This window comes from Mesorhizobium sp. M1342, assembly GCF_040317955.1.
Lineage (GTDB): Bacteria > Pseudomonadota > Alphaproteobacteria > Rhizobiales > Rhizobiaceae > Mesorhizobium.
Window position 1 is genome coordinate 76,115 of record NZ_JAMYLI010000015.1, and the last position, 23,856, is coordinate 99,970.

Consider the following 23,856-nt stretch of genomic DNA (forward strand, 5'->3'; position numbering starts at 1 on the left):
GGCGATCAGCTATGGCCATACCGAGGGCCTCGATGGCAAGGCTTGCTCTGAGGTGAGTATCCAATGTCCAGCCGACCACCTCGCGGCTATAGGCGTCAAGCACAACGGCAAGGAAAGCAAACTCCTCAGCCAGATGCAGGAAAGTGATATCGGCAACCCATAGGTGGTTGACCCCATTGAGGATCATACCCCGCGCAAGATTGGGCATGACTTGCCAACCATGCCTGGAGTTCGTCGTCACAGGAACAAAGGGGCTTGCGCGCAGGCACAGCAGATTGTCTTCACGCATGATCCGTAGAACGCATTTTTGATTGACCTGCCACCCCTCCCGCCGCAGCAGGGCTGCGATCCGGCGGTAGCCGTAGTGCGCGTTGCCGAGAGCCAGCTTCTGAATGAGATCGCGCAAACCTGTCTCGGCCCGACGCGGGGCCGAATCCAGCCAGTGACGGTAATAGCTCGCGCGCCTCACGTCCGCGAGCCAGCACATTCTATAGACGTTGAATTCGCCTTGCGACAGGACGGTGGTCATCTTTTCGATGACCTTGAAGATCCCGTTTCGCCAGGAGCGTTGCTCCGACGATGATCTCCCTCGAAGTGCCGCAAGGCTTCTCGAAAAAAATCGAGATCGAGTTGCTGTTGCCCGGCTTTCTGCTCCAATTCCCTGATCCGGCGCCTAGCCTTGGTCAGTGCCTTTTCCTGAGCCCCCGGCACATCAACTGCGCTCTGCAACTGCGCGATCCCGTCAGCTCCTGCTTTCGATCTGGCCGGCCGGCCGCGCCGGCGTGACTTCAGATTACCGCGGAGTCTGAGTTGATCACGCCACTCGTAAGTCGTTGGCGACTGATTCCAACCTCATCCGCCAACTTGCTGACAGTTTCGCCCGCCTCCATGCGCTGGAGAAGCTCCAGTTTTTGATCTTCATCAATGACCCTTTGCCGTCTGGCCATGCCCAGTTTCCTCTCCTTGCAGGGAAACTGTCCGCGATTTTCTGTGTCTCAGTCTAGGGGTGCACTCCAGCAGTTCACTAAGTCGCGGACAGTAGGATGGGGTCGGCCCTCGGTTGCCTGGTTGAACTCATTTGCGATTGATTTCGCCGCTTTCGGCGCCGGTCAAGAGCGGCGGTGTTTTTGCTTTCTCATGCTGTCGCCTTCCAGGGTGATGCGCTGGGCGTTGTGGATGATCCGGTCGAGAATGGCGTCCGCGATAGTCGGCTCGCCGATCATGGCGTGCCAATGGGCGATTGGCAGTTGCGCGGTGATCAGGGTCGATTTGCGGCGATAGCGTTCCTCGAAGATTTCCAGCAGCTCGAGACGCTGCTGGTCGGCCAGGCTGTGGGTGCCCCAGTCGACAAGGATGAGCGGCTGCACCCGGTCGAGCTTGTCGATGAGACGGGGAAAGCGGCCGTCGAGACGCGCCAGGGCGAGATCTTCGAACAGACGCGGCATGCAGAGGTAGAGCACGGGATGGTCGAGCCGGGCGGCCTGACGTCCGAAGGCGCAGGCCAGCCAGGTCTTCGGTGCCGGTCTGCCCGGAAATGATGGGGTTTTCATGCGCCTTCAGCCAGGCGCCCTGGGCCAGCGACAGCGTATTGCGCCGATCGAGCCCGCAATGCGTGGCGAAGTCGATGTATGCGTCGGCAAAGCGCAGTCTGGCAACGGCGCGCCGGTCGGTCAGACGCTTGTCGGCACGCACAAAGCCTTGATGGTTCTCTCGGCCCTTGCTCGCAGCAGCGCCTTGAGTTTGGCGAAGGCGTTGTCAATCGGATTGAAGTCGGGACTGTAAGGCGGCAGGTATCCGACAATGTCGGATACGCAACGTCCCCAGATCAAGCGCTTTTCCTCGAAACGATTTCTCATTTGGCATGGTAAATGAAGCTATCGTCGACCAGATGCACCTCTCCTCCCATGATACGGCTCCAGAACATTGCCAACCCGGTCGTAGACGGCGTCCTCATCGGGTACCCAGCTGTCCTGAACCAGGAGACATTTCATGTCGATCTTGGCGGCGACCGCGGCGACCATGCGCGTATGGTTTGGACTGCACGCCGCCGATGGTGACAAGCAAATCAGCATTTGACGCGATCGCGTCGGGGATAGCGTTCGAAATTTTTTGTAGCATTTTCTCTCCGGCAACACGCGATGGAGCTGAATGAGCCATTCACGATTCATCTAGAGGCGTCTATGATTTGGCGTCATCCGCATATTCCGGCGCCAGAAGAGTCCCACGATTTCCAGCCGCACGCTCGACATTGAGAGTTGCAATCGGGCCGGCCTGCGAGAGAACCAAATGCGTATGGGATTCAAGAACTGCATCTCCTGGACTAACTAGAATGAGCGGATTGCGGTCACCAACTCAAGCACAGTATTCCTTCTGATATCTGCTCCATGTTTGTGGTTAGTCTAGAGTTTTCCAGCTTGAGCACTAACCTTGTCATGGCGCCTCAAGGCAGCAGCACCGATATGGCTCGCATTTGATCGCGTTGGAGCAAATCTGCGGATTCATTCGTCACCTCATTAAGGTCTGGCGGCTCGGATCCAACTTCCTTGCAACTGCCGAAATGCTCAGCCCTTTGGCCAGCTCGGCTAACGTGGCCAGACCGCCAGATCAGAAAGAGCACGCTTGCGAAATACGCCAGCTGAAGGAGCAGGGAACAAGCCAGTGTCGTGACGACTACCGTGCCGATTGAATGAGATGCGAAGTAGACAGTCAGTGCGGTGCTGCACAGCACCACCCCCAGGACTCGACAAAACATTCTAAAGGGCAACGCCGTTCTCCTGGTTTTGTCTCCTCAGATCACGCTGCGACCTGATCGGCCGCAACATGGGTCTGGCAGTTCTTCGGGCAGACGCGGGCGCAGGCCCCGCAGCCAATGCAGCGGCCATCATGATCGACGACCATGATCATGCGATTGAGCTCGCCATCGAAATCGTCGTCTTCGCCGTCGCAGGCGCCGAGGATTTCACCCGCGTCATCGACGCCGTAAAGATGCATGACCTCGCGCGAGCAAACTTTGAAACAGCGACCGCAGCCGATGCAGGTCGTGCCGTTTATAGCGGTGAGATATTCCGGCACCCATCCGGAGCCGTCGCGAGTGATGAATGTGCTCGTCATGGTAACTTCTTCATTGCAACGAGCTCTCTCCTGGCACCATCCAACTCGGCAAAAACGGCCGACGCTTCCTCGGCAACTTCCTCTATCTCCGTCCATTTTCTCGGGAGATCCTCTGCAAGGTCGCGCAATTTCATCTTGGCAATTGCCGCGCGCAGCTGAAGCTTTCGGACTTTCGTCCCCATCTCATCTAGCTTTGACATAATCCTTCCTCGAAATCGGTGTCTTCACGCCCGTGCCACGTCGCGATAAGCTTCAGTGGCTGCGGGCGCATCGTCGACCAGTTTCGTACCGGCCTCCCCGAGTTGCCGGAACGTCTCGAAGCCGAACCGATGGACGTCTGGACAGAACGACGAGCTGCCCGACCGTGAAAAGCACGGGCCCGAAGGCCTTACGGTTTTCATCTCCATCATTGGCGATGTCATCAGGCCGGAGCGCTCCTTGATCGCAAGCCCGACGGCCGTGTAGAACATATCGAGCCTCCACAGCACGTCCGGATCGGGATCGCCGATGATGGGATCGCACGGCGCTGTTTTTTGGTGATGATGAAGTCGCCCAGCAGTTCGGCGTCCGATTTGCCTTTCCCACCAGCCATAGGAGTCTTGAGCACGGATCAGCCGCACGAGGCATGTGACAAAAGGCATGGCAAGGGCCGCCTCGTCCTCGTTGACCGGATGGCTGACCAGCATCAGACATTTCGGCTTCTCCTCATTTCAGTCCTCTTCCTCGAAGCACGATGTCTGTTTTCTGGCACGCCCACTTCGGGCACACCTGCGCAGCCGACGTATGGCTCGGCGCCGCTGATTCCACGCAATTGATGTCCCTCGGGCCGACCTTGAACACGTCCTCGACTGCGAAGTCTTCCACGCGAATTCGCGTCGAACATCGCTTCCGCCGCAATGCGGGAGGCGATGAAGATTCGAGCCTCGATCCTGCTGCAAACGATCGACCAAGTGCTGCATGGACCTCCTTGCTGCGGTTACGCCAGGGAAATGGACGAATTGGCCGTAAGCCATTTCGACCAATTACCCTTTTTTATCTTTCTTCCTCGGCCGACCGCGCTTTGGCACTTTCGGGAAACTGTGAGCCGCAAAGAGAGCGCCGCAACAAGCCTTCGCACCCCTGTACTTGGCGAGGGCCTGCAGCAAATCCGGCAGATGCTGCTCTTTCAATTCGGCCGGGATAGGCTCCGGACCGTCCAGCGACGTCAGTGCCAGTTCGACCAACTCGATGGCGCGATCATTGTTGCCTTTCTCGTGATAGTATCGGGCGACCGCGGGATAGGACCGGAACTTACGACTGTCGCCTTGCGGCGGATTCAGCGCCAGGATGTGTTCGGACAGCTCCTTGCCCATCGCGAAGCGCTCAGCAGAGGGAAGGCGCGAATGGTCATTGGCCGGATGGAAAAGTTGGTCTAGCGCCGAAACCATCCAATCGGCGGAATTTTTGTCGATCGCGTCGCGAACCAACTGGCGCATCACGGGCAAGCCGATCCACATGTCTTGTATTTTGTGAAGCAACAGATGTGCATGGGCCAGGCGGAAATTGAGGTCGTCCGGCATCAAGGCAATGCCCTCTTCGATAGCCCAGAGCGCCGTCTTCCAATCTTCCAGCTTCACCGCCGCCCAGAACCTGTCATCGATCGGCTTCGTCAACGCTTGTCCGCGCGCCAGGGGTTCGCTTGTTGCGATCCGCTCCTGATCGGCAGCTTTCGCTTTGTTGCTGGTACGCCAGCTGCCGTTGAGCACTTTCGGCAAAACCTCACCGAGTTGGCTCGGATGACCGATAAAGGCAATGCAGCCGTCTCGGTCGACTACGAACGAGGTCGGAACCCCGACGCAAAAGCTGGGTTCCCTCCAAAGCTTCTTCATTTCGCCTGTGACGTCGAACGCAATCCGATGATTCAGATCCGGGCACTTTTCGGCCAACCACGCGTCCAACTTGGTCCGGGCCTCGACGGCCGTTGGAGCGTCTTCATCAGCCGCGATCCCGACGACCTCAAGTCCGCTGTCCTTGTATTTCTCCTGTAGCTGCATCAGCTCGAGCATCTCCGCCGCAGATAGTTCGCACCAAGTTGCCCAAAATTCGACGATATAGACTTTGCCGGGCTGGAAGTCCGCAAGGGGCTCGCCACGCAGCCAGTCCTCCACTTTGATCGAAGGAGCCGGTGACCCCATCCGCAACATCATCTTGCCCTCCAAAGCTATTGCCAAAGGTTGCGTGACCTTATGCGCAAGCTTGTTCCCCTTTGAGACGGGGCACGAGGGTTCAACGAAGGGAGAGCATTGTTCGTCTTGCGCATCTGCGTGCAGTCAGCCTTCACTCAGTGTTGCTGAATCTCAATTCGCAAAGGCCGTGCCAACGCGCTCAGCCGTGCGGTAAATGATTGATTATGCTTTGAAAACTTCTGTGGCGCCCAAGATCGCCGGTTGTATTGGACGCGACATTTTTTCCGCCAATGTCAGGTCTTGGACACGCATAACCCGCTTCCCGTCGGCGCAGAAGCGTGGCCACCGACGTCTCGACATATAGGGACCAACAGATGCATGACCGCGTTGGCTGCCGCCAGCCTCGTCATCATCGTCCGCCTCAAGCCTTGCTTGAGCTTCTTGTCGTTTCGGTCGCTCAAGTGGTAGCGCAACGCCATTGCGATTGCAGGCGCCGCTCCATCCGAGCATCGCCTCCGCCCTACCTCTTCCGCTTTGCGCTTGAATTCCTGCTGGCGACGCAGGAGTTCTTCACGACGACGCCGGTTATGTCCGGCTGCGGGTCGCGAGTACCGTTATCGCCAGATGATGATCGTGGGGAAGAGGGCCAGGATGAGTGCCGGCCTGTGCCGGGCCGGTGAACTCTCCCGGATCCTACTTTTGTTGTTCTGTGTCCCTGTGCGCAGGCCCTACGGGGACCACCTGGTGCGAATGTGAGCGTTGTCGGAATTTGGCCCGCCTGAAGGCCGCTAGGTCGCCACGCGATGGGCCAAGGCAGACTGAAAACGCCGAAGATGCGGCCGCCCTCGCCGCTGACGGCTACCATCCCAGGCGATGCTACGTGATTGATGCCACCGTTCGCGCCGAGGGCCGGCAAGAGCCCGATCGCCGGACTCGAAGGTCGGTGCGTTGGCCGCTGCACGGTCGTTCCGTGTTCAGTTCCCGGCCAGTGGTGAGGGAAATCGTGATAACGCTAGTACGAAGAGGCTATGGTCCGAACGCGGCCTGCCGCGCTGAAACGACTCTCTTTCTCGACCTGACGCCGGCTCGAGTATCTGTGTTTGAGCGCATTGAGGACGCCTGGGCTTCTGCCCGGCCGTTTGTCTGCGCGTTACGGGTTGTCTCGGCGAGCAGACACCGAGCGCGTTAGAGGCGTCCGGGGAATGTGCTTCGCGACGGCGCTTCCAAGTTGCTCATGAGCTTCGCGAAACCTGCTCGTTTGCGGCGACCTTCCTCCGACTTGGTATCAGGGTAGGTGGCCAGCGGAGTAGAGCTTTGAACAGCATCGGTGCTACTTCAGAACCCGTCAGCGGGCCAAAAACAGCGGCAAAGGCGTGCCAACTATCCATCTTATCACGCTACCGGAGAGCCGCTCGCGCAACCAGCGGCTGCCATAAGCGCCCATGACGATCACGTCGGCAGACGTGTCGATTGCGTGCTGCGCTAGCACCTTGGCCACCGGTTTGCCGCGGCTCGCCAGCCGGTCGACCCAAACCCGAGCACCGTGCCGAGTGAGATAGGCAGCGATGTCGGCTCCCGGCTCGGCGCCGTTTCCGGTGCAGGTCGCCTCCGGATCGACGACTGCGACACGAACTTCCTCAGCACCGGCTAGCAGATGCAGCGCTTCTCGAATCGAACGGGACGCCTCGACTCGCGAATCCCAGCCGACCAGCACGCGCCGTGGAGACAGAGTCGCCTCAGCGCCCTCCGGTACGACAAGCACCGGCTTTCCCGTGTCGAACAAGCTGCCGTTGATAACAAGGGGTCCGAGACTAGTCTCGTTGAGAAGTGCGGGGCCGACGATTGTCAGGTCGGTGCAGAGCGCCCGCTGTCGCACCGCGTCACCGACGCCGGCCTTGTCGCAGTGTTCGGTGTCGACATCATAGCAGCGCCACGTGGCTCTCAGCACTTTGTGAATTTCCCTGCATGTCTTTTCCAGGTTGGCCATCTCGTGTGAAAATTGTTCCCGTGCGGCAATGTGGTGTGCGCGATGTCTAGACCACTCGGGGATGCCACCGCCCAACGGCGGAGGGGACCCAATAAGCGGAGGCGATATCAGGAGCGGCGGAGGCGATATAATTAGTACGGAAAGATACGCGCCGACCTCGGCGCACAAGCGAGCAGCTATTGCGACGTCCTGATCGGGGTCAGCTCCCGTCACACTGAGTATTTTCTTGAAGGCCATCTGACTGCTTCCCCCTGAGATGTCGGGCCCGTAGCGCGTTTCGAACCGCAAGACTTGCCTTCCAACGAAGACGGAGAGTGGCACACCATCCGTTCGCGATTCAGTCGTCCAGCTTCTCGAGCGAGTAGCCGGCAGACCTGACAGTACGAATGACGCTACCTGGCGAGGCCGCCTTCAGCGCCTTTCTGATCCGGCTGATATGGACGTCGACAGTGCGTTCACCGACATGGATATTGTCCGGCCAGGCCGCGTCGATCAGCTCGTCTCGGCTGAAGACCTTGCCGGGAGCCTCAAGAAATTGCCGCAGCAGGTTGAATTCGAGAGGTCCGAGGTGGATGTCGTGGCCATTGCCGCGAACTCGGTGGGCATCGAGCTTCATCTCAAGGCTGCCGCAGCAGAGCCAGCTGCCATTTTCGATCCCGTTTGAACCCGGCTTCGGTAGCGCCAGCTTCGTGCGTAGATAGTCGAGCAGCATCGCCGGCGTGAAGGGCCGCACAAAGCTCTCGTCAATACCTGCCTTCAAGAGATCGAGCTGCTGGTTTTCGGCGCCGGGCGCGATCAGCGCAATAACCAGCAGGCCTCTGTTCCGGAACTCCGCCTTGAGCTGGGCACAGATGGTAGACCCTGTCGAGCTTGCCGGCTGGCAGTCCAGCACCACGGCCTGCGGCTCCCGTTCACTGGCTAATGCCAGCGCTTCCTCCACGCTTCTGGCCAGTTCAATCCTGAAGCCATCCACCCCCAGAATGTGGCTGTAGTACAGATACAACTCCGCATCTTGCGAACAGATCAGTACCCCTGGCTTCATCAGCGCTACCCCAAGAACCATATCGGCCTGGGCCGCCTCAATTGAGAGGGCTGGCCACCGCATGTCCTCAAGACCTGACATGATCCCCTCGATCGAAAGTCGGTTGCATCACGCCCGCGCCACCTCGGGATGAGCCTCAATGGCTGCGGTGGCATCGCCGGCCAGTTTGGTACCGGCCGCGGCGAGCTTCCAGAACGTCTCGAAACCGAACCGGTGGACGTCGCGCAGGGTCTTTGACAGAACGACCAACCGCCCGGCTGTGAAGAGCACGCGCCCGAAGCCCTCATGGCTCATCTCCATCATCGGCGATGCCATCAGGCCCGTGCGCTCCTCAATCGCAAGCCCGACGGCGGTGTAGAACTTATCGAGCCTCCACAGCACGTCCGGATCGGGATCGCCGATGATTGGAATTGCACGGCGCTGTTCCCTGGTGATGATGAAGTCGCCCAGCAGCTCGGGGTCCGATTTGCCTTCCCATGACCCGTGGGAATCATTGGCACGGATCAACCGCACGAGGCATTTGACGAACGGGGTGGCAAGGGCCGCCTCGTCCTCGGTGGCGGCAGGGCTAACAGCGGCTTCAAACATTTCGGCTACTCCTCAATTCAGCCCTCGTCCTCGAAGGAGGGTTTCTGTTCAGCGACACCTGCCTGCGCCAGCACCTTGCGCAGCCAAGGGGGAGGACACGTCCTGAGCATCATCTGCGTGCGCAACAGCACCTCTTGGATGGTCTGGGGCTGCGGGACTTTGATCGGATGGATCTTTGCGGAAACAAGTTTGGCTGCCGAAGGTCCGCCGATCGCCAGACAAAACAGGAGATGACAGCCCTTCAGCGCCTCCACCTTCGGGGTGATGCGGTCATCGCCCTCAGTTCGGTGCTTCCCGCTCTCGTCGGAAACGTCGTCAAAGGCCACGGCTTCCACGAGATTCCACTCCTCGCGCATCACGTCGTAGACAGCAAAGCGCCTGGCCGAGCCGAAATGGGCGTTGATGTTCTTCATGTCCTGCGTGGCCATTGCCACGCGCAATGCGCCGGCCTGGCGTTCCGGCGTCGGTGCGTGAACCTCGTCAGTGACGAGCGAGAGGCGACGGACGGAGCTCATCTGGCATTTCTCGCTTACGGAGTGGATCAAGCGCTTCAGGCGTTGGCGCGTGCCGGTTGGCTTCAAAAATGCCGGCAACCTCGAAGATCAGGTCGCGGGTCCCCTGGTAGAGGATTGTGAGCTTGTGCTGGCTGCCGAGCCGGTCGAAGATCGGGAAGCCGACCCGCATGAGCGGAATGCCGAGGCGCTGCGCCGCCTGGCGGCCGTGGGAATGAGTAACGAAAAGATCAGCGCCGGCGCCAAGAGCTTCCAAATCGCCGAGATCGCCAATTTGAACCGACTGCGCCGGTACTTCCTCCAGAATTTTCGACATAGCGGCCGTTGTGACCGCCGCCGCGATTTCGGAGCCCATTCCGATGAAGAAGCTAGCGAGTTGGTAGAGTTGGTCTGGTTCAGCAGCGATCGCAATTTTCTTGCCTCCAAAGTGGAAATGTCCGTCGAGCAACGCGTCCTGCAACTGCGCCCGGCGACGGCGCACGCCAGCCGGCGCCGCCGCGCCCGTAACCGCGGATAACAGCGAGACGAACAAGTCGGCGTCCTTCAATCCAGTCAGCGACCGGAACAGCACGTAAGGCACGCCGGTCAACCTCTGCAGCAGCTCGGCCGGGCGGCGCATATGCTCCCCGATCGCGACGCATTGCACAGCCATGCCAAGCTCGCGGATATCCTCGACGCTGGTGCCGCCATAGGTGGTCGTGACCCACCCGTCGGGCACCGTACCGTCGAGCGAGCCGGAGACGTCCGGCAGAATCACCGGCTTCAGTCCAAAGCTTTCGACCATCTCACGCAAATGCTCGATATCAGCCACAGTGAGGTTCCAGCCAGGCAGGATCACGATCTTCTTCGACTGCCGCGCCTGCTCGCCGGGCCGCGTAATCCTTTCGATCATCGCGGTGACAGCCTTGGCCCAGCCCTCTTCGATCGCGCCATTGAAATCCGGTGTGTTGGCTAGCACCACCTCCGTACCCGCGAGTTCTTCCCTGCGCTTCAGCCTGATATTGGCGATATCGCCTGCGCAGTCTTCACCCCGGGTTTCTACCAGCGCCGTGGTGCAGACCCCGATCAGCGTTGGCTTTGTGCGGGCCTTGAGATTGAGGATCGCCTCTTCCAGATGGTCTGCCCCGCCGAGGATCGTCGCCACCTCGTCCATCGCCGTCGTCTGCAAGGGGATGGCTTCCTTGAAATGTCGCACGAAGAGCACGAGGGCGAAGCTGGTGCACCCCTGGCTGCCGTGGAACAATGGCATCGCGCCGTCGACGCCAAGAAAGGCCAAGGCGGCACCCAAGGGCTGCGATGACTTCAGCGGATTGACCGCCGCCGCTTTGGTCTGGGGAAGGATGCGGACCATCGGCTCTCCTCAACACTCGCCGAAATCACCGGCCGTCGTGCCGGCGAATTCCTGGACAACATGCAAGGTCGCGGTCTCGCTTTTCGTGCGCGGCAGTTCCTGCCTCACCGCAGGCTGGCAATCCCATGGTGCCGGTTCCCGCACCTGGCGCCAGATCGGGTTATGAATAGCGAGGTCGATCTGGCGTACGAGTTCCACCATGCCGTGATAGCCGGCGTAAGGATGTTGGCGCTCCTGGTTGATATCGAGCCAGGGTGTCTTGGCCTTCAGGGCGATGAACTGCGTGCGCCCGCCCGACAGCATGATATCGGCCTTGTGTTCCGAGAGCATGGCGTGAAGCTCGCGCGGCGCCATCTGCTCGAACATGTGGTTGTCGTTCTTAAGGATCTGCTTGATGCGCTCCTTGTCTTCCACGGTCGACTTCTTGACAGAGGTGCCGACGATCTCGATGCCGATCCCCATCAGCGCATGGACGACCGACCAGGACTTCACACCGCCGGTGTTGAGCAGCACGCGCTTGCCTTCGAGCCTCGGCCGGTAGGCGGCTAGCTTCTTCCAAGCGATCGCCTCTTCCTCGGCAATCAATACCTCGGTGCGGCCGAGGATCTCCGGATCGGCGCCCTTCTTCACGAGCAGCTGAGATATTTGTCGGAGCGCTTCAGAGGTGGCGCTGATGCCGTAGAAGGAGCCCTCGAAAAACGGGATGTCCCAGCGCTGCTCCATCTTGCGGGCGAGATTGATGAGCGCGGTCGAGCACACCACCATAGCCGCCCGGGCGCGGTGCGCGCAGGCAATGTCGAAGTAACGCGCGTCGCCCGGAATGCAGGCGCGCACCCGAATGCCGAGCCGATCCAGCAGCGGCTTCACCAGCCAAAATTCGCCCGAGAGGTTGAATTCGCCAAGGATGTTGATGTCGTAAGGGCCGGCCTCGTCGGGCTCCACCGTGCCGATGACATGCTCGAGCAACGCCTCGCCGGCAAGCTTGTTGCCAAGATTCTTGGAGCCCACGAAGCCCGGCGCATTGACGGGCACCACCGGTAGACCGAACTTTTCCGCCGCGCGTTTGCACACGGCCTCAATGTCGTCGCCGATCAGCGCCGTCACGCAGGTCGGATAGACGAAGATCGCCGGCGGCCCATACGCTTCCTTGATCTCGCGGATCGCTTTGAAAAGCTTCCGCTCGCCCCGCCCCATCACAACATCGAGTTCGGTGAGGTCGGTCGTGAAGCTCGTGCGCCACAGCGTTGGCCCGGACGAAGCCGCACCGCGGTTGTCCCAGGAATTGCCCTCGCAGGCGAGCGGCCCATGGACCAGGTGTGCGACGTCGGTGATCGGCTGCAGTACGATCTTGGCGCCATCGAAGGCACAGCCGCCGGCCGCCGCCCCGGGGGTCAGTGGCTTCGAACAGCCCTCCTTGCGGGCCTTGGCATCCTTGCCGCGGTTCTGCTCGCAGGCGGGCTCGTTGAAGACATCCTGGATTTTGGCTCTGAGCAAGGACATTGCGTCGGTCTCCAAAGTCCCTCGGGAAGACGACCGGCCAAAGCCGACCGTCATGCTTAGCGGGTGAGGTCATACGAGTAGTCCGTCACGCCCGTCTCGCTTGTCTCGCGATCGAGCTTGTCGAAGATCTTGTCGAGGATCGTCGTCAGTACGCGCAATCCGCCTTGATAGCCCATGAGCGCAAACCGATGGTGATGGTGGCGGTCGAAGATCGGAAACGTCAGCCGGATCAGCGGCGTGCCCGTGTCGCGCTCCAGATACTTGCCATAGGAGTTGCCGATCAGCAGGTCCACCGGCTCGGTGAAGAGCAGCGAGCGCATCGCCCAGAGGTCCTTGCCCGCCCAAACTTGAGCACCGTTGCCGAAGGGCGATGATGCAAGCAGTGCCTTCAACTCCGCTTCCCATGCCGAGGTGCCGTTGGTGGCGAGGCAATGGGTCGGCTCGCCGCCCGTCTCCATAATGAAGCGGGCCATGGCGTAGACAAAGTCCGGATCACCGTAAATGGCGTATTTCTTACCGTGCAGCCAGGATTGGCTGTCGGCCATGGCGTCAACAAGTCGGCCGCGCTCCAGGCGGATTGCCTCGGGGATTTGCTTGCCGGAAATCGCGGAGACCTCCATCAGCAAGTCGTCGGTCGCCTGGACTCCAAGCGGGTAATGAAACGAGGCAGTCGCCTGCCCTACCCCCTCGCAATACTCCAGTGTTTTTCGGGTGTTGTAATGCTGAAGCGAAAGTGTCGCCTCGGCGTTGAGTGCCTTCCTCACGTCTTCGATCTTCGTGCCGCCGTCATACATGCGGTATTCGCCGTCGGACGGCGTGTCGAACTGGTCAGAGGCGTCTTGGATGAAAGTATAGGACACGCCTATCAGATCGAGCAGGCGCTTGAGTTCCCGGTTGTTGCCGACACAGAACCCGTCGAAGCCCGGAATGATGTTGATGGTTCCCTCGGCTTCCGTTCGCTCCTCGCCCTTCCAGAAATGCTCCAAAATGCCCTTGACCGCAACGTCATAGCCGTCGACATGGCTGCCGACAAAGGCCGGCGTGTGGGCGAAGGGCACGTCGAAGTCGCGCGGGACCGAGCCTTCGTCCTTGGCGTTCTCGATGAAGCTGTGCAGGTCGTCGCCAATGACCTCCGCCATACAAGTGGTCGAGACGGCGATCATCTTTGGGTCGTAAAGTTGGTACGTGTTGGCGAGCCCGTCTACCATGTTCTTCAGGCCGCCGAACACTGCCGCGTCCTCGGTCATCGAGGAGGAAACCGCCGAAGCAGGCTCCTTGAAATGGCGCGACAGGTGCGAGCGGTAATAGGCCACGCAGCCCTGGCTGCCGTGGACGAAGGACATGGTTCGCTCGAAGCCTGCGGCCGCGAACACCGCGCCGAGCGGCTGGCAGGCCTTGGCGGGGTTCACGACAAGCGCTTCGCGAGCAAGGTTCTTTTCGCGGTATTCCCACGTCTTGGTGAATTCGCCTTGGTCGGTAACGATCTGGTCCGGGTGAGGACATTCGAAATTCAGCCTCTTCTCGGCGAGCATCTGCCTGTATTCCGGCTCGCGGAACAGGGGCGCGTGGTCGAGAACTTTTTCAGCCGACTGCGGCATGGGCGGTTACCTCTTTGCATCTGGCCCGCCATAGGGCGGCACAGGGACGTCGAAAGTTTCAGGTCGCCCGCCGACAAGCGGCCACAGGCGTTCACGGCCTCCCGGTTTCCGGGAGGCCAGGGTTTCATTCGGCTGCGATCGCCGCCGACGGCTCGGCTTTTTTCTTCCAGGGGGCGTCGTAGAGGTTCCAGACCGGGTTGTTGATGGCCAGGTCCATGTCGCGGGCGAAGATGGCGAACCCGTCGTAGCCATGATACGGGCCGGAATAATCCCAGGAATGCATTTGACGGAACGGTATGCCCATCTTCTGGACCGGGTACTTTTCTTTGATGCCGGAGCCCACGAGATCAGGACGGATCCCCTCGATGAACTTCTCCAGCTCGTAACCAGTCACGTCGTCATAGATCAGGGTGCCCTTCTTCACGTAGTGGCCGGTGCGCTGATAGTCGTCGTTATGGCCAAATTCGTAGCCAGTGCCGACGATCACCATGCCCAGGTCCTCATATGCCGTGACGACGTGACGGGGGCGCAGCCCGCCGACATAGAGCATCACCGTCCTGCCTTCGAGGCGCGGCCGGTACTTGGCTATGACCGCTTCGACCAGCGGCCGGTATTTGGCGATGACCGCCTCGGCCTTGGCCTCAATTTCCGGCCCGAAGTGCTTGGCTATCTTGCGCAGAGAGGCTTCGGTCTGGGAGGGGCCGAAGAAGTTGTACTCCATCCAGGCGATGCCATACTTTTCCTCCATGTGCCGGCAGATGTAGTTCATCGACCTGTAGCAATGGATGAGATTTAGCTTCGCCTTTGGCGCCCGCTCTATTTCGGCCAGCGTAGCGTCGCCCGACCAGTTGCCGACCACGCGCAGGCCCATCTCCTCAAGCAGGATGCGCGAAGCCCAGGCGTCGCCGCCGATATTATAGTCGCCGACCACATTGACATCGTACGGGCCGGCCTCGAACTCGAGATCCTTCTTCTCAAACACCCAGTCGCGGATCGCGTCGTTGGCGATGTGGTGGCCGAGGGATTGCGAGACGCCGCGGAAGCCCTCGCAGCGCACCGGCACGATTGTCTTTTCGTGCTCCTTGGCCTTGTTGCGGGACACAGCTTCGGTGTCATCGCCAATCAGCCCGATCGGGCATTCGGATTGCACAGTCATGCCCTTGTTCAGCGGAAACAGTTCCTCGATCTCGTCGATGATCCGTTCCAGCTTCTTGTCGCCGCCGAAAACAATGTCCTTCTCTTGGAAATCGGAGGTGAACTGCATCGTGACGAACGTGTCGATGCCGGTCGTGCCGACGTAGTAGTTTCGGCGTTGCGACCAGGAATATTGTCCGCAGCCGACCGGGCCGTGGGAGATATGGACCATATCCTTGACTGGACCCCACACCACGCCTTTCGAGCCGGCATAGGCGCAGCCGCGAATCGTCATCACGCCGGGGATGGACTTGATGTTCGATTTGACCTCGCATTCGGAAAGGACCTCGCTTTCCTCGCCAGCCTCGTCGCCGCTCCTTGCGACGCTGAGGTGCTTTTTGCGGCGCTTCGCCGACTTGTCAGGATATTGCGACAGCACTTCCTCGATAAGCCTCGCATGGAGGCCACCGTCATTCTCGTATTCCAGGCTCATGGGACCCCTTTCAAGGTTCAGGGTGACGCCTCACCGACGAGGCGCCGTTCTTTGAAAGGCGCACCAGGTCAGGCGGCGCCTCATGTCGGCAGCAGTCGCTACTGTGCGGCAGTCTTGGCCGCTTCCTTGACCTGAAGCTCGGCAAGCATCTGCTCGTCGGTCTTCATGATGCCGAAGTCGAGCAGCATGTCCTCGAGCTCCTCCATGGTGATCGGGGTCGGGATGGTGCCCTGGCCCGAATTCCCGTGAATCTTCTCGGCCAGCGCCCTGTATTCCCCGGCCTGCTTGGAGTCCGGCGCATACTGAATGACAGACATCTTCCTGAGCTCGGCGTGCTGGACGATGTTGTCGCGCGGCACGAAGTGGATAAGCTTGGAATTGAGCCTGGAAGCCAGCGCTTCGGCGAGGTCGAGCTCGCGATCGGTTTGGCGCTCGTTGCAGATCAGGCCGCCGAGCCGCACGCCGCCCGAATGGGCGTATTTCAGGATGCCCTTGGCGATGTTGTTGGCGGCATAGAGCGCCATCATCTCGCCGGACATGACGATATAGATTTCCTGGGCCTTGTTTTCGCGGATCGGCATCGCGAAACCGCCACACACCACATCCCCGAGCACGTCGTAGGAGACATAGTCGACATCGTCGTAGGCGCCGTTCTCCTCGAGGAAGTTGATCGAGGTGATCACGCCGCGGCCGGCGCAGCCGACACCTGGCTCAGGGCCGCCGGACTCCACGCATTTGATGCCTTTGTAGCCGACCTTGAGCACGTCCGCGAGTTCCAGGTCTTCCACCGAACCTTCCTCTGCCGCGAGATGCAGGACCGTATCCTGCGCCTTCGCGTTCAGGATCAGGCGGGTGGAGTCGGCTTTGGGGTCGCAGCCGACTATCAGGATTCTCTGCCCGAGGTCGACCAGGGCGGCGAGCGTATTTTGGGAGGTGGTGGACTTGCCGATGCCGCCCTTGCCGTAAAAGGCGATCTGACGCAAACCTGACATGTAGCTTTCCTTCCTTCGTTCCCATTCATCGCGGCTGCCGCGACTTGAATGCCGGTCGGGCAGCTCTAGCCGCCTCGCACCTAAGGATCTCAAGACTCATGCCAATTTGGCTGATCCAACCGAAGAATAATTTCATAGTGGTTTTTCAGGGGTTTAGCTTGAGTTCCAAGAAAGGATCGTCGGAACAGCCCGTGTAGCGGACGCGACATTGGCGACACAAAGCGTCGGATCGCGATCCTCAGTCACCGCATTTTGAACCGCATCGTTATGTTGAAGTGGACGAACAGCATCTCAACCTACTTGCGGGAAGCTGCTAAACTTTCTGTGCCCGCGAGCTGACGTGCTTCGTCTCGCGTGTCCTCGTCGAGACTGCGTAGAATCCTGCGCGCGACGCTGGCATACCATCGTCCGCGGCCACTCATCCGGTGCCAGGGCGGATAGTCCGTTAGATCAGCAACTCGAGGGGTCTCGGCTCACTTGTCGGCACAGGAGTTCAGTATCGGCGTCATCGCCTTCACATGTTCGTCGATCCGCTCGAGCACTTTCGCTGCGACGACATCACGCTCAGGCAGATGCCACCAGTGTTCGTTGACGAGTTTGACCGTCTCGACCACTGCCTTCAGGACTGCTGGCTCCGGGAGCCGTGCACGGTTCGCAAATGCTTTCCATCGCGGTGCTGCTAGCGCCTTAAACGAGCGCTCTCCTCCAAGCGACAGCGCCATGGCGTCGGCGGGAATATATGGCACGGTGGACAGGACGTCGTAAATTGGTGCAAGCGCCGGCTTGTCGCCGTTACCGGGATAGATCAAAGACCAGTTCTTCAGGTGCATGTCGCCATTGCCGGTGATGACGGTCAGTGCCAGGCGGCGGACGAACTCGAGAGCCGCCGTAGGCGAGACGGCCACGCCAAGAGCCAAGGCTATGTCGTGATAAGCAGCCCCCTCATATTTGCGCGAGGGGTAGACACCGAAGACCTGAGCGAAATCCTCGACGTGTATCCTCTCGCCACCGGCGCCGCGATCGAAGCGTTTGACGAGAAGGACCTTGCCGTCAGACAGCGTGTTGAATTCTTCGGGGACGCCCTCAAAATCGGACTTCTCGACCAGTTCGCATTCAGGAACGTCCATGCCGATTGCTGCTGCCAGCGCGAGGTTGGCGAATTCATTTTCGGAAACGCCCGGAAAGACCGTCGAAGGGAACTTGGCAATGTACCGGCCCTGCTCGTCGTCCATCGGCAAGGTAAGGCCGCCGCCTTTTCCAATGTTCTTCATGACCGACAGCTTCATCTGCACGCCGGCAAGCGAGAACCGTGCCTTGGGCTGATCCTTTGAAGCGTCCTGCGAAACCGCTATCGCGCCGTCACTGCGCAACGCCCGTACGGCTCCCGGCAGATCGGCGCCCAGTGCCGCTAAAAGGTCGAAATCATTGCCTGGCCGCACATTGCCTTCGTGGTGCCTTTCCATCGCCTCGCGCAATTTCTCCTCGGGCAGGAGGTTCGCGAAGAAAGCGGGCAAGGCGCTTGCCAGAGGCTTCGGATCTTTCCGCAATCCTCCCGTCGCTGCCCGGAACGACAGGCTGAAAACCGGAAAGCCGCCCGTCGCGCGGTAGGCCTCATCGAAGTTGAATGCATTGAAATCGCCCGGCGTCCTGACGATCGTGCCGATCTTCACTGCGTTCAAGAGCACGTCCAGCGACGGGATCGTCTTAGGTGCGCGAAATACTGGGGCCATGATCGTCATCGTCAGGTTGAGAAACAAAGGCGGGTCGATCGTCATCATCATGCGGACGCAATAGAGCCTGGACAGCTCGCACCATGACTTGCGGAACCAGCATCATTTCCAGGCCGAGCGCGCGAGCGATATTCATGAGCGTTGTTGCACGCGCGGCTGCGGCTCCCGTTTCGATGTCGCGATATCGGGGACGGGATATACCCGCCAAATCAGCGACCTGCTCCTGCGTCATCGCAGCGGCCAGCCTCGCCTGCCTGAAATGCCCACCGATTTCGCGCAGAACTTCCGATTGAGAATCCATATGATATGTAAACGATCCATTCCAATGCTAGATGATATGGCAGAGTATCTTATCTAGCGATAGAGTCAACGTGTTAGGATCTGTTCGCGTATCATGCATCGGACAAATGATACGTAAAAAGATCAATCATCCTGCCTTTTGGCGCCCCCGACGGTGGACGCCGTCCGAAGCTGACGCCCGATCAGCGCTCCGAAATCTCGGAATGTTAAATCAAGGGGTCCGGCGGCTGAAATCGCTCGTCTCTTCTCGTTCATACGGCCGGCCGCGCTGCCTGGGGGTCAATGTGATCGCCACTCCTTGATGGCAATGGCTTTGTACCATCTGCTCCTGCCGGTCTCCCGCCGCACCTGGTGTTCCGACCCTTTCAGGGGCTTCTCGCCCTGCGTGACCGGTCACCCTGATCAAGCATCGACATAGCCGTCGAATACCGCTTTACTCTCGGCTGTGCGTTCGGGCATGGCGAGGTGCCTCCCCGATAACGAAGCAGCACCCGAACAACCCCGCGACCAGGCAATCCCCCCGCTTCCGAGACTTTCGCACTCAGTAAGACTAGCGCCCGCCGCACGTACGGGCGCCGCCGGCGTCAACCGGCGGGCAGATGCGCCGAGGGCAACAAGCGGGCCTGACGCAACGCCGCCAGATCAGCCGAGCCGGTGCAGAAGCAGGCGACGGCCAACTGGCGGATGACGATCTCGAAATGCGCGACAACGGCCTCGCTGGATTGCGTAGCCGCGCGCAGCACGCCGGCTGCCTGCCCGGCGATGTCCGCGCCCAGGCGGATGGCCTTGGCCACGTCGACGCCGTCGCTGATCCCGCCCGACGCGATCAGCTTCACCGCTGGCATCGCCCGACGTACCGCCTGCACGCTGGCCGGGGTCGCAATCCCCCAATCCGCGAATGCCATTGCCACTGCGCGGTCGGCGGCATCGGGGGCGCGCTCGCCCTCCACCGCGGCCCAGCTGGTGCCGCCGGCGCCGGCGACATCGATCACCGCCACGCCCGCCTCGACGAGCGCACGGGCCACCGAGGCGGACAGGCCCGACCCCACTTCCTTGGCCACGATCGGCACGCCGACGCTGCGCGCGGCGCGAGCGATCTGCGCCAGGACGCCGCGCCAGTCACGGTCGCCCTCCGGCTGTACCGCTTCCTGCAGCGGATTGAGATGGACGATGAGTCCATCGGCCTCCAGTGCATCCACCGCCCGGCGCGCGAGGTCCAGGCCGTCGGGCTGGCGCAGTTGCGCGGCGCCGATATTGGCCAGCAAGGGAACGTCTGGGGTCAGGCGGCGCAGCGCGCGCGTCAGCCCTTGGGAGTTGCGGGATTGCAGGCTCACGCGCTGCGAACCGACGCACATGGCGATCCCCAAGGCTTGCGCTGCCTCGCTCAGATGCCGGTTGATGGCCTCGGCGCGTGGCATGCCGCCGGTCATGGAGCTGATCAGCAGAGGCGCGCGCATGGTCTTGCCCAGCAGCGAGGCGCTGAGGTCGATCTGCGTCAGGTCCAACTCGGGCAATGCGCAGTGTTCGAAACGAATGTACTCCCAGCCGGCGGCGGCCTGGGCCCGCGCCGTTCGCCGATCCAGCACGATGTCCAGGTGGTCGTCCTTGCGCCGGCTCAAGTTGGTGTCGCTGATGCTCGCTCCATCCGCGTCATCGGGCGACGGCGTTGCGTCGGGCCGGACCGACGGCAGCGCGCGCACGCCGCCGTTCGCGCGTTCAGGCGGGCGCACGCTGGCCTCCGCCCGCAGCGTCGCTGCGGTAGCGGCTGGTCGAGGTCTCGTAGTACTGCGCGCGGACTGCCGCCATGGCCTCGATCAACGGTCCCCACGGCGCGGGAAAACGTTCTTCCGCCATCACCCGGTGCAGCATGCGTGTGTGGCCGGCCAACTCGTCCTTGAGGAACTCCACCACAGGCATGGCGGGATAGCGCTGCAGCAGCAGGATCGCCGCGTTGTTGGCCTCGCCGGCCGATCTATCCTTTTCGCGTCCATGCAAATCGTTCTGCAAACGCCCTATTGCGGATATGAGCCGCAGGGCCTGGCGAAACGCCGGACGCGCGCGCAAGGTCGCCATGTCCAGCCCCCACAGCAACGACAGGCAACAGAACACGTTCGTGTAGGCGATCGAATCCACGCCGTTCTGCATGTACTCGGCGTAGGACCAGCGCTCCTCCCCTGCCGCCTGCGCGTGTCCGGCGCGCAGCGCCGCGCAGTAGCACCGGGTATCCTCGAGAAGCTGGGCATAGTCGCGACGATCGTAGGCGAGCGCGGCGAGCGAAGCGCGCAGCACAGCACAGCCCTCGAATCCGGGGAGCACACACCGCACGCCTTGCCCCAGCGCCTGCTCCACGGCGGCGAGTTGCTCCGGCGCGATCAGGTCAAGGTCGTTGCAATCGTCGAGCCAGAACAGCAGCGCCAGTTCGCGATAGAACGCCACGATCAGCGTTTCGTCCAGCGGATCGCGGCCGGTGCGGGCGCTGGTGTCGCGCAGGCTCGGATGGATGCGCTGCAGGATGTACTGGCCGCCCCGGACTGCTTCCACGCCATGCTCGTCGGCGAACCCGGTCAGGGAACGCCCCCACTCCAGCACCTGCTGCAGGGCGCGATCGGTCGGGATCATGGCCCCCCTCCTGCTCCCTCGGCCGAGACGCGCCGCCCCCAACGAAGCGCCAGCCACAACCCGGCGAGTTCGGCCACGCGCACCGCCCGGGTGGGGCAATACAGTTCCTTGCCGATCCACAGCGGCGTCTGGGGCAATGCATGGGCTGCGTGGCGGGCGAGCATCCACTTCAGCGCACGCCCCACCGCCTGCGCGATGCGCCGGCGCCCTGCCGGCTCTTCGCTCCCGTCCATCACGTGCAACGCGAACAGCGCATAGGCGGTTTCCTCGAATGTAGACGCGCGACCGGCGCCCCAGCCGCCGTCGTCGCGCTGCGCCCGCAGCAGCCCGGTCAGCGCGCGCTCGTCGCGCCAATGGGGGTTGCCTTGCGCGAGCGCAGCGACCGCATGCGCGGTGGGATAAAGCCACGAAACGTGCCATTTTTCGTTGTCCCATACACCGTGGGCGTTGCGATTGGCCTGGACGTAGGCGCTGGTGCCGGCCGCGGGTTTTCCCAAGATTCGCAACGCATGCAGGGCATGGATGTTGGTCGACACCGAGGCATTGCGCTCGCCGGGGAAGGTGACGAACAGCTCGCCGGTTTCGAACTGGCGCAACGCGTCGGCCGCCGGGTCGCGGCCTGCAAGGCGAAGGACGCACAACGCAACGGCGGTGTCGTCCGCATCGGCCGCGAAGTGCAAGGCAGGGCCCAGACCGCGGACTCCGAGGCGGGCGTCGAGTTGCGCGATGATCACTTGCACCGCCTCGGCGAGCGCGGGATGCGGGAACAGACCGGCCAGATGCAGGGTGTACAGCGACCAGCATGGCTCGAACACATTGATCGGCCAGACGTTGGGAACGACACCTTCAATGCCGGTGCGCGTTGCCCGCGATGCAGCCTGCAGATACCCGTCGGTGCGCCCGACGTGCGGCGTTCTTCCCTGTGTCACGGCGTGCGCACGCCACGCGGCGGTGGCCGCTGGACTGATGCCGATGCTGCCGTCGTCGTCCGGGCATGCGGTGGCCGGCGACGTCCCCCAGGCTTCCCAGGAGTGCAGCAACGGATGGCCGCTCGGCAACGTCGCCACAGCCCCCAACTTGACCAGGCGTGCTTGCCGCAACGGCAACAGCGCCGGGTGGCGCGAAAACGCCAAGCCGCCCAGCAAGGATGCGGCCTCGTCGCACAACTGCGGCAGGATCAGCTCCGCGCCGATGGGCGCGTCTTCCGGCACCGCATTCGCGTAGGGATCGGGCTGGCGCTCGAGGAACCGGATTGCAGCCTGGGCTGCGTCGGCAGCGCCGGGAAGAGGATCGGCACGCTGCAATGCCAGCAACGCCGCCCAGGTAGGCGCATGGCGAAACAGCGGGAAGTCCGCACTTCCCCATCCGCCATCGGCCTGTTGCTGCGCGATGAGCCACTCGTATGCGTCGTGCCGACCGGTGACGTTGCCGTGGAACTGCAGAGCTCGCGCCGTGTCGTATACGGACGGACCGACGCTACCGCCGTCGCTCATCTCGCTCAGCAGATGACGCAATTCGGAAAGGATCTGTTCGGACAGCGCGTTCACGCGGTATGTTCCTTCTGCAGAGGGCTAACGAGAACAGAAACGTGCAGACGCCGCGCACGTCGCCGCCGACACGGACACAGTGCAGCATGCAGCGCCCGCCGGCCGATCGCACCAGCACAGGGGCGAGTCCTTACGGATGGGCGCGCTCATGCGTGTGGCGCGGACAGATAGACCTTGGCCCGCTGCAGCATCTGCGCCAACCCTTCCGCACGCGGCCCCAGAGGGGCGATGGCCTCCCCGGCGTCGTGCAACAAGTACAGCGCGAACTGGCGCGCAGCCTGCAGCCCCATGATCGACGCGCAGGTCGGCTTCTGCGCCGCCGCGTCCTTACCGGGGGTCTTGCCAAGAGTCGCGGTATCCGCCGTCGCGTCGAGAATGTCGTCGGCCACCTGCAACGCCAGGCCGAAACAGGCGGTGTAGCGATCGAGCGCTGCATACAGCGCAGCGTGCGCGGCATCCTCCGCGATGGAGTATAGCGCGCCCATGCGAACCGACGCGCGCACTAGCGCTCCGGTTTTCATCCCGTGCATCGCCAGGATCCTGTCCAGCCCGGCGTGCTTTCCGACCAACGACAGATCCATGGCCTGCCCGCCTGCGGCACCCTCGGCGGACACCGCCTGCGCCAGTTCGCGCACGAGCGCGATACGGATGTCGTCCGGCGCATCCAGGCTCGCCAGGGTCAGGAAGGCGTGGGCCTGCAGCGCATCGCCGACCAGGATCGCAGTGGCTTCGCCGAACTTTACGTGCACGGTCGGAAGGCCGCGGCGAAGCACGTCGTCATCCATCGCGGGCAGGTCGTCGTGGACCAGGGTACAGGCGTGCATCATCTCGATGGCGGCGCCGACGTCGTCGAGCATGTGCGCCGGCGTGCCCGCCAGTGCGCCGGCAGCCAGACAGAGCAAGGCGCGGGTGCGCTTCCCGCCATGCAAGGTGGCGTAGCGCATGGCCGCCATCAGCTCTGTCTTACCGTCGTCTTTGGCGCAGAGCAGACGCCCCAGAGCCTGTTCGACCCGCTTTGCGCCGTCCTGCATCCAGATCTCGGGGAGCAGCCCGCCAGAGGCGGCGCGCGCCTGCGCGCCCAATCCGCCGGATGCGGAAACGCCGATTCGGTCGCGTGGAGTGGAACCGGTCTGCATGTTGTTGATGTCCTTGTAGCTGAGACGGCCACGGCGAGCGCAAGCCGTCAC

Annotated in this window: 22 protein-coding genes and 3 pseudogenes; all 25 read right to left on the reverse strand. The window is 61.7% G+C overall.

The window, feature by feature from the left end:
* Nucleotide 1 precedes the first annotated feature (1 nt).
* Nucleotides 2-529, reverse strand: a pseudogene (locus tag NKH06_RS17300) (IS3 family transposase); the annotation flags it as partial.
* A 259-nt stretch (nucleotides 530-788) separates the two neighbouring features.
* Nucleotides 789-947, reverse strand: a complete 159-nt coding sequence (locus NKH06_RS17305; RefSeq protein WP_352893522.1) for a helix-turn-helix domain-containing protein — start codon at nucleotides 945-947, stop codon at nucleotides 789-791.
* A 162-nt stretch (nucleotides 948-1,109) separates the two neighbouring features.
* Nucleotides 1,110-1,550, reverse strand: a complete 441-nt coding sequence (locus NKH06_RS17310) for an ATP-binding protein (RefSeq protein WP_352893524.1) — start codon at nucleotides 1,548-1,550, stop codon at nucleotides 1,110-1,112.
* Between the two features lie 141 nt (nucleotides 1,551-1,691).
* Nucleotides 1,692-1,793, reverse strand: a pseudogene (locus NKH06_RS17315) (transposase); the annotation flags it as partial.
* A gap of 77 nt (nucleotides 1,794-1,870) precedes the next feature.
* Nucleotides 1,871-2,100 (reverse strand): annotated as a pseudogene (locus NKH06_RS17320) (1-aminocyclopropane-1-carboxylate deaminase); the annotation flags it as partial.
* A gap of 340 nt (nucleotides 2,101-2,440) precedes the next feature.
* Entirely contained in the window at nucleotides 2,441-2,752 is a 312-nt protein-coding gene (locus NKH06_RS17325) for an exopolysaccharide production repressor protein (protein WP_352893558.1), read from the reverse strand.
* A 41-nt stretch (nucleotides 2,753-2,793) separates the two neighbouring features.
* Nucleotides 2,794-3,111 (reverse strand): ferredoxin III, nif-specific, encoded by a 318-nt coding sequence (gene fdxB, locus NKH06_RS17330; RefSeq protein ID WP_352893526.1) that lies wholly within the window; start codon nucleotides 3,109-3,111, stop codon nucleotides 2,794-2,796.
* Entirely contained in the window at nucleotides 3,108-3,311 is a 204-nt protein-coding gene (locus NKH06_RS17335; RefSeq protein WP_352893528.1) for a CCE_0567 family metalloprotein, read from the reverse strand. Before NKH06_RS17335 ends, fdxB begins: the two co-directional genes overlap by 4 nt.
* Before the next feature lie 24 nt (nucleotides 3,312-3,335).
* Nucleotides 3,336-3,797 carry a DUF269 domain-containing protein gene (locus tag NKH06_RS17340; protein WP_352893530.1) on the reverse strand — a complete coding sequence of 154 codons (462 nt, stop codon included), beginning with the start codon at nucleotides 3,795-3,797 and terminating at the stop codon, nucleotides 3,336-3,338.
* A gap of 336 nt (nucleotides 3,798-4,133) precedes the next feature.
* On the reverse strand, nucleotides 4,134-5,297 hold the full coding sequence (locus NKH06_RS17345; protein WP_352893531.1) for a TlpA disulfide reductase family protein: 1,164 nt from the start codon (nucleotides 5,295-5,297) through the stop codon (nucleotides 4,134-4,136).
* A gap of 1,324 nt (nucleotides 5,298-6,621) precedes the next feature.
* On the reverse strand, nucleotides 6,622-7,224 hold the full coding sequence (locus NKH06_RS17350) for a universal stress protein (protein WP_352555895.1): 603 nt from the start codon (nucleotides 7,222-7,224) through the stop codon (nucleotides 6,622-6,624).
* A 376-nt stretch (nucleotides 7,225-7,600) separates the two neighbouring features.
* Nucleotides 7,601-8,386 carry a response regulator transcription factor gene (locus NKH06_RS17355; protein WP_352555893.1) on the reverse strand — a complete coding sequence of 262 codons (786 nt, stop codon included), beginning with the start codon at nucleotides 8,384-8,386 and terminating at the stop codon, nucleotides 7,601-7,603.
* A gap of 27 nt (nucleotides 8,387-8,413) precedes the next feature.
* Nucleotides 8,414-8,893, reverse strand: a complete 480-nt coding sequence (locus NKH06_RS17360; RefSeq protein ID WP_286461356.1) for a NifX-associated nitrogen fixation protein — start codon at nucleotides 8,891-8,893, stop codon at nucleotides 8,414-8,416.
* A 17-nt stretch (nucleotides 8,894-8,910) separates the two neighbouring features.
* Complete coding sequence (nifX, locus tag NKH06_RS17365) at nucleotides 8,911-9,408, reverse strand: nitrogen fixation protein NifX (RefSeq protein ID WP_352555892.1); 498 nt, start codon at nucleotides 9,406-9,408, stop codon at nucleotides 8,911-8,913.
* On the reverse strand, nucleotides 9,374-10,756 hold the full coding sequence (gene nifN, locus NKH06_RS17370; protein WP_352893533.1) for a nitrogenase iron-molybdenum cofactor biosynthesis protein NifN: 1,383 nt from the start codon (nucleotides 10,754-10,756) through the stop codon (nucleotides 9,374-9,376). Before nifN ends, nifX begins: the two co-directional genes overlap by 35 nt.
* A 9-nt stretch (nucleotides 10,757-10,765) precedes the next feature.
* Nucleotides 10,766-12,256: a nitrogenase iron-molybdenum cofactor biosynthesis protein NifE gene (gene nifE / locus NKH06_RS17375; protein WP_352893535.1), complete on the reverse strand. Its 1,491-nt coding sequence runs from the start codon at nucleotides 12,254-12,256 to the stop codon at nucleotides 10,766-10,768.
* A 56-nt stretch (nucleotides 12,257-12,312) separates the two neighbouring features.
* Nucleotides 12,313-13,854, reverse strand: coding sequence for a nitrogenase molybdenum-iron protein subunit beta (gene nifK / locus NKH06_RS17380; protein WP_352671235.1), 1,542 nt, complete (start codon nucleotides 13,852-13,854; stop codon nucleotides 12,313-12,315).
* Between the two features lie 124 nt (nucleotides 13,855-13,978).
* Nucleotides 13,979-15,481, reverse strand: a complete 1,503-nt coding sequence (nifD, locus tag NKH06_RS17385) for a nitrogenase molybdenum-iron protein alpha chain (protein ID WP_352892246.1) — start codon at nucleotides 15,479-15,481, stop codon at nucleotides 13,979-13,981.
* A gap of 98 nt (nucleotides 15,482-15,579) precedes the next feature.
* The gene (nifH, locus tag NKH06_RS17390; RefSeq protein ID WP_023763052.1) at nucleotides 15,580-16,473 is read right to left on the reverse strand and encodes a nitrogenase iron protein; all 894 of its coding nucleotides are present in this window, start codon (nucleotides 16,471-16,473) and stop codon (nucleotides 15,580-15,582) included.
* Nucleotides 16,474-16,946: 473 nt separating this feature from the next.
* Entirely contained in the window at nucleotides 16,947-18,203 is a 1,257-nt protein-coding gene (locus NKH06_RS17395) for a type II toxin-antitoxin system HipA family toxin (RefSeq protein ID WP_352892244.1), read from the reverse strand.
* The gene (locus NKH06_RS17400; RefSeq protein ID WP_352892242.1) at nucleotides 18,178-18,504 is read right to left on the reverse strand and encodes a helix-turn-helix domain-containing protein; all 327 of its coding nucleotides are present in this window, start codon (nucleotides 18,502-18,504) and stop codon (nucleotides 18,178-18,180) included. The genes NKH06_RS17395 and NKH06_RS17400 overlap by 26 nt, the downstream gene beginning before the upstream one ends.
* A gap of 583 nt (nucleotides 18,505-19,087) precedes the next feature.
* Nucleotides 19,088-20,194 (reverse strand): type 2 isopentenyl-diphosphate Delta-isomerase, encoded by a 1,107-nt coding sequence (gene fni, locus NKH06_RS17405; RefSeq protein ID WP_502914497.1) that lies wholly within the window; start codon nucleotides 20,192-20,194, stop codon nucleotides 19,088-19,090.
* A 25-nt stretch (nucleotides 20,195-20,219) separates the two neighbouring features.
* Complete coding sequence (locus tag NKH06_RS17410) at nucleotides 20,220-21,122, reverse strand: terpene synthase family protein (RefSeq protein ID WP_352892239.1); 903 nt, start codon at nucleotides 21,120-21,122, stop codon at nucleotides 20,220-20,222.
* Entirely contained in the window at nucleotides 21,119-22,669 is a 1,551-nt protein-coding gene (locus NKH06_RS17415; protein ID WP_352892236.1) for a hypothetical protein, read from the reverse strand. The genes NKH06_RS17410 and NKH06_RS17415 overlap by 4 nt, the downstream gene beginning before the upstream one ends.
* 146 nt (nucleotides 22,670-22,815) lie before the next feature.
* Nucleotides 22,816-23,805: a polyprenyl synthetase family protein gene (locus NKH06_RS17420; RefSeq protein WP_352893538.1), complete on the reverse strand. Its 990-nt coding sequence runs from the start codon at nucleotides 23,803-23,805 to the stop codon at nucleotides 22,816-22,818.
* Between the last annotated feature and the right edge of the window lie 51 nt (nucleotides 23,806-23,856).